The 6,323-nt window shown below is 63.2% G+C and carries 5 protein-coding genes (1 of these 5 running past the window's edge); 2 read left to right on the top strand and 3 right to left on the bottom strand.

Translation table 11 applies throughout. The features are described 5' to 3' along the window. Positions 1 to 1,899 carry the 3' portion of a M23 family metallopeptidase gene (locus NKI38_RS27235; protein WP_352663169.1) on the top strand. The gene continues 69 nt to the left of window position 1, outside the view, so 1,899 of the gene's 1,968 nt are visible here — the last part of the coding sequence; its start codon lies off the left edge, out of view; the stop codon is at positions 1,897 to 1,899. A 29-nt stretch (positions 1,900 to 1,928) separates the two neighbouring features. Here the strand turns inward: NKI38_RS27235 and NKI38_RS27230 are convergent, their stop codons facing one another. Beyond that, entirely contained in the window at positions 1,929 to 3,488 is a 1,560-nt protein-coding gene (locus tag NKI38_RS27230; protein WP_352663166.1) for an MFS transporter, read from the bottom strand. A gap of 154 nt (positions 3,489 to 3,642) precedes the next feature. Here NKI38_RS27230 and NKI38_RS27225 point away from each other — a divergent pair, with 154 nt between their 5' ends. Further along, complete coding sequence (locus tag NKI38_RS27225) at positions 3,643 to 4,275, top strand: TMEM175 family protein (protein WP_352663163.1); 633 nt, start codon at positions 3,643 to 3,645, stop codon at positions 4,273 to 4,275. Here the strand turns inward: NKI38_RS27225 and NKI38_RS27220 are convergent. Further along, entirely contained in the window at positions 4,249 to 5,754 is a 1,506-nt protein-coding gene (locus NKI38_RS27220) for a L,D-transpeptidase family protein (RefSeq protein WP_352663172.1), read from the bottom strand. The two genes, NKI38_RS27225 and NKI38_RS27220, sit on opposite strands and share 27 nt — an antisense overlap. Before the next feature lie 151 nt (positions 5,755 to 5,905). Continuing rightward, the gene (locus NKI38_RS27215; RefSeq protein WP_352631767.1) at positions 5,906 to 6,271 is read right to left on the bottom strand and encodes an MmcQ/YjbR family DNA-binding protein; all 366 of its coding nucleotides are present in this window, start codon (positions 6,269 to 6,271) and stop codon (positions 5,906 to 5,908) included. Positions 6,272 to 6,323 lie beyond the last annotated feature (52 nt).

Genomic DNA, 6,323 nt, shown 5'->3' with positions numbered 1-6,323 from the left:
GGCCCGCCCGACCGGCGCGAGGTTTCTGCACGCTGGCTGTCGGGAACCTTTCTCACCGGCGTTACCTCCAGCGTGTTGATGGGCGTGGCGCTGTTCGCCGCCCTCGACGGTCGCCAGCAGCTGGCCACCCCACCCGAGATCGCCGAGTTGATCAATCTTGCCGGTAACGGCGATTCCGGCGAAGTCGCCAAGACGACAAGGCTGGTGGCGCCGCGGCAGATCGCCAAGGCCAAGGACCGTCGCCGCATGGAAGTGTCGATGGTGACCAAGGTCGGCGACCGCGACGTCATCCACACCATGCCTTTCGTGCAGATCAAGATGGCGCTGGCCGCTGGCCACACCACCAGCCGCGCCTACCCGCCCTTCGACCCGATGCAGGTGTTCGGCGACGACGGCGACGACAGTGCTCAGCCTGCGACAGCCTCGGCCGCTTCCGGCCAGATCTACGGCGCCAAGGTCGAGAGCGAGATGAGCCTGAAGACCGTCGATTTCCCGATCGAGACGGCTTCCTTCGACGAAAAGAGCGACCTGTCCGCCGACGAGGTAGAAAAGGTGGTGCGCGAAGCCGGCACCGACCTCAGCGACGGTGCCGTGCAAGTGGCTTCACTCCACTATGTCGACCCACAGCGATTCGGCGAAGCCTTTGCCGAGAGCATGGCAGGCTCCTACGACGTCAAGATCGTGCCGGAGAACGTCTCGGTGGCGCCGCGCGCCACCGCCGACGACCAGGCGCCGGCTTTCGCCGAGGAAATCATCCCCTTCACCAAGGATCTCGACATCACCGAGGCCTTTGCCGATTCGGGCTACACAGGTGAAGACGCCACCGGCATGGCCGAAGCCATCGCCAAGCTGTTGAACGCGACGGCGCTCAAGGCCGGGACCGTGCTGCGTGTCGGCCTCGAGGTTCACGGTGATGCCGCCAAGGTGGTGCGCACCAGCGTCTACGATAGGACACAGCACATCGTCACCATCGCGCTCGACGATCGCGGCCAGTATGTGCCGGCGCAGGAACCCGATCCGAATCCCGAATTGCTCACGGCCTTCGATGATTCGTCGGCTCCGGTGGTGGTGCGCGGCAATCTGCCTAACATCTATGACGGCATCTACCGCACCGCCTATTCCTACGGCATGTCCAAGGCGATGACCAAGCAGTTGATCAAGCTGCTGGCGTCTGGCGTCGACTTCCAGTCCCGGCTCAACCCCGCCGACCGCATCGAAGTGCTGTTTTCGCAGCCCGATGGCGACGACCAGACCTCGGACAGCTCCGAGCTTCTCTACGTCTCGGCGACGTTCGGCGGCCAGACGCGCAACTTCTACCGCTTCCAGATGCAGGACGGCAGCACCGACTATTTCGACGAGAACGGCTCGAGCTCCGAGCAGTTCCTGCTGCGCAACCCGCTGCCCAACGGCAGATTTACCTCCGGGTTTGGTGCCCGCAGACATCCGATCCTTGGCTATGTCCGCATGCACACCGGCACCGATTGGGCCGCTCCTATCGGATCGCCGATCATCGCCGCTGGCAATGGTGTCGTCGAGAAGGCGGGTTGGGCCGGCGGCTATGGCAAGCAGATCATCCTGCGCCATGCCAACGGCTACGAGACATCCTACAATCACCAGAGCGCCTTTGCCAAAGGCATCGAACCCGGCGCCCGCGTGCGCCAGGGGCAGATCATTGGTTATCTCGGCCAGACCGGTCTCTCCACCGGTCCGCACCTCCACTACGAGTTGATCGTCAACGGCACCAAGGTCGATTCGATGCGCGTCCGGCTGCCGGTCGGCAAGGTGCTGAAAGGTGACGATCTCGTCGCTTTCAAACGTGAACGCGAACGCATCGACGAACTGCTGAAGCAGGAAGACAGCGATTCGCTGAAGGTTGCGAGTGCCAAGATCGACGGTTGATCCGTCGGCTTTCTGGCTTTGCCGATTTCTCAGCCTTGCGGATTTTCGGCATGCTGCGGCCATGGCAGCCGTTGGCCGGAAATGGTCGTCCAGGCGATGACAGCCGCAAGCAGGCAAAGCAGCGCGGTCACCGAAGAGACCGCGGCAAACGCAGCGTCGCTGGCGGCGAGCCTTGCCGCATCGACGGCCGGCGCAAGCCCCACCGTCGCCGGTTCGCCAAAGCCCGGCACGCCGGGCGTTGCATTGCCATCCAGTGCATGCGCGTAGACCCAGGCGGCAAGCGAGCCCATCGCCGCCACCGCGATCAGGCCGCCGATGCGCGAGACGGCATTGTTGATGCCGGATGCCGCACCCGTATCCTTGTCTTCCACCGCCGTCATGATCGCGGTCGACAATGGCGACACGACCAGCGCCATGCCGAGCCCCATCAGCGCCATCAGCGGGAATGTTCCCGTCCAGAAATTGTGGATGCCGGCATGGGCAAGCAAGGCAAGTCCGGCAAAGGCGAAAGCTACGATGAGGCTGCCGCTGGCGATCGGAAAACGCGGGCCGATCCGGTCCGACAGCTGGCCGACCGGTCCTGACAGAAGTGCAATCGATGCCGACAGCGGCACGAAGATGAAGCCGACTTCGGCCGTGCTCAGTCCCCAGCCGGCGATCAGCAGCATCGGCAGATAGAAAAGATTGGCCGACAGCGCGAAATAGAGGAAAAACGTCGCGACATTGGCGCCGGCGAAAGCGCCGACGCGAAACAGGCTGAGGTCGATCATCGGCTCGCGCTGCCGAAGCTCGAAGACGATGAAGACAGCCAGCAATACGACGCCGGCGGCAATGCTCGGCCCGGCAATGTGGCCCTCACCGCTGGCGCTCATCGAGGTCAGCCCGTAGGCGAGCGCACCGAAGGCCAATGTCGCGAGTGCGGCACCGCCGAGGTCCAGGCTGCGTTTCTCGGTCGGCGTATCGGCTGGAACCTTGGCCAGCAGGAGATAGATCGAGATAAGGCCGAGCGGCAGGTTGATGGCGAAGATCGCCCGCCAGATGCCGTCGCCGAAAGCCGACAGCACGAAGCCGCCGAACACCGGGCCAAGTGCCGTGGTCAGCGCCGAAGCCGCCGCCCAGATGCCGATAGCGCGGCCGCGTTCCTTTTTCGGGTAGGCCTTGGCGATGATGGCGAGGCTGCCCGGCACCATGATAGCCGCACCAATGCCCTGCACGGCGCGAAATGCGATCAGCACAATTGCATTCGGCGCCAGCGCACAGGCAAGCGAAGCGGTAATGAACAGCGCGATGCCGGCCACGAAGGCGCGGCGCAGCCCGAATCGATCGCCAGCGGCACCGCCGGCAAGGATCAGTGCCGATAGCGTCAAGGCATAGGCGTTGGAAATCCACTGTGCCTCGGCGAGGCTGGCGCCAAGATTGACGCGGATCGCCGGCGTGGCGATGGCCAGGATCGAACCGTCGATGAAGCCGAGCGCCGAAGCCAGGATGGCCGCGATCAGCACAAATCGCCGCTGCGCTTGCGGACAGAACGTGCCGTTCGTGGCCGGATTGGTCAGCGGGACGGCGGCGGCTGCGCTTGGTGAATGCATGGAACCTTGCTTAGACCTCCGGTGCAACGGCAACAACCGGCCAGTGGTCTGCTATCCTTGAAACCAGCCACATTGCCGGGATTGCGCCTGTTCTGATGCAAACGGCGGCAGCCATGTTAGGTTTCCTGGAAACTTGCAAACGGGGAAGACATCGATGAGGCGGCCACTTGAAGCATCGGCGGAGGGACGCGGCCGTATCGTCGGCATCACCGACGGGGTGTTTGCCATCGCGCTCACCCTGATCGTTCTCGAAATCAGGGTGCCGGCGCACGAAGCAATCCATTCCGAACGCGACCTGCTTGCCGCGATCGCGGCACTGGCGCCACGTTTCCTGACCTACGCCTTGAGCTTCCTGACGCTGACCATCTTCTGGTTCGGCCAGCAGGCGCAGCATGGCCTGATCGCCAGATCCGACCGACGGCTTGCCACGCTGAACCTCTGCTTTCTTGGCTTCATCGCCCTGCTGCCGTTCTCGACCGACCTTTTGGCCGACTTCCTCGAGTTCAGAACCGCGGTGCTCGTCTATTGGCTCAATCTGCTGATGCTCGGCGTCACGCTGTTCGCGAGCTGGCGCTATGCGGAGAAAAACGGCTTCCTGGCAGAGGGCGTCGACGCGGAAACGAAACGCACGGTCTATCTGCGCATCGTCAAGGCGCAAATCCTGTGGGCGATCGGCGCCGCACTGTCATTCGTCAATCCCTTGCTCGGCATCGGCTTCATCCTGGTCGTGCAGCTGATCTATGCCGCCGCACTTCGGAGTTCACTGCTGCGCAAAGTCATCGGCTGAAGGTCCGCCGACAAACTCCACCGTCACACCCGGCGACACCAGCTTGGCCAGTTCACGAGCATCCCAGTTGGTCAGGCGCACGCAGCCATGGCTTTCGGTCTTGCCGATCTTCGATGGGTCCGGCGTGCCGTGGATGCCGTAGGTCGGCTTGTCCAGGGCGATCCAGACCGAGCCGACGGGACCGTTCGGGCCTGGCGGAATGGTCAGGATCTTGTTGTTTTGACCCTGCTTGAAATTGATGCTGGGATTGTAGGTGTAGTTTGGATCGAGCGCGACGCGCGATACCGCATGCGTGCCGGACGGTGACGGCGTATCCGACGAGCCGATGGTGGCGGGATAGGCTGCCACCAGCCTGCCGCCGGCATCATAGGCGAAAACCTCTTTCTTGTCCTTGTCGGCGACGATGCGGGCCACCGGCGTCGAGACCAGCCTGCCGAAATTGGCGACTTTGATGATCGTGCCGGGGCGATTGAAGTTGATGTCCGGGTTGAGCGCCTTGAGATAATTCTCGTCCATGTGGAAGCGCTCCGCCAGAGCTTCGGTCACAGACGTATAGCCCATGCGGTCGAGCTGCGCCTTTTGGCTGTAGTCTTCCGGGATCGAGGCGACATACGGGCCGGCCGCATCCTCCGGCGTGATCGTGTAGTTGGCGAAAGCGTCGCCGCCGGATTGCGCCAGTGCTGACTGGATGCCGACAGCATCGGTCGATCGCAGATTGCTTCCGGTGATCTGGTTGTAGGCGGCGAGTGCCTTGTCGACATTCGAACCGAATCGCCCGTCGATGACGCCAGGCGAAGCGCCACCCCGGTCGAGCAGCACCTGCAGCGCCGCCACATCCTGGCGTGCGCCCAGCGAAAGCGATGGGGCAACAGTGTTCTTGTCGCCAGCCTTTGGCGGCAAAGCCGCTTGATCATCTGGCTCGGCCGGCTGACCAGGGTCTATCGAGGCCTCGTCCAGCGGCTGACGCGTTATGATTTGCGGCTCTGCCGGCTGGGGTGCATCGGGATAATTGTTGTCGTAGCTGCCATCGTCCTGCAGTGGCGGCGGATAGGCTTCCGCGGAATTGTCACTGTTGGGATCGTATTCGTCCGCCGGCGGCGGGATGACCCGGCCTTCCTCTTCCAGCTGCTTGCGGCGGAACCGCGCCATGTCTTCCGGATCGTCGAGATAGTAGCGGTCATTGTCATCGGGGGCGCGGCCCAGTTCGCGCAGCCGTGTCTCGCGACGCAGCACGCGGCGGTCGAGCCGCGTCTGCGGCGGCTGGATGGCGATGACCTTGCCGGTATCGGCATCGACAATGACGCGGTTGCCCCTGGCGTCGTAGTAAATGTCCACATTGCCGTCCTGCGCGAGCAGGATGCCACCGTCATTGGCGGCGCAGACGATCGGTGGTGCGCTGTCCTGCGTCGGCGCAGCGAGGGAATTCGAAGACAAAAACCCGCCGGCAAGTACCGAAAGGGTGAAGATCGTGCGCAGCATGGTGGCGAAGCTCTCCGGTCCGTAATTGCCGCCGCCCGGCGTTGTCCCTGTAAGGCGAACCCCTTCGCCAGCAAACCATTTGCCCAGCCTATGGTTCCAATATGAACCGGGCATGAAGATGGCGGTTTCCCGGCACCTCGACGAATATTGGCTAGCCTGCGGCAAGCCCCAATTCCTTGCGCGCCTGCTTCGTCAGCTTCAGGGCGACAAGGCGATGGCTCTCGCGCAGATAGTCTTTCAGCGCAGCATCATCCATGCTCTGGCTTGTCCGACGCTGGATCCATGTCATGCCGCGCGAGGCAAGATAGGGCGCGGGTCGCAGGCCCGGCTGCTCCTTGAGCACATCATAGGCGATTTCGGAGCATTTGAAGGTAACGAAGAGCTGCTGGCCTTGGTCCCAGCCGCCGATCGCGAAGACCTTGGCTCCGACCTTCCAGACATGGGCTCCGCCCCACTGGACGACATGGCTCGTCGCAGGCAGCGATGCGCAGAAGCCGTTATAGTCGTCCAGCGTCATCCCCGCCCCCGTTTATATGAAAAAAGCCGCGCGTCCAGGATGGACGCGCGGC

Source organism: Mesorhizobium sp. M0621, from assembly GCF_040320745.1.
Lineage (GTDB): Bacteria > Pseudomonadota > Alphaproteobacteria > Rhizobiales > Rhizobiaceae > Mesorhizobium.
The sequence above is the reverse complement of the archived record's forward strand: the minus strand, read 5'-3'. Positions and strand labels throughout refer to the sequence as shown.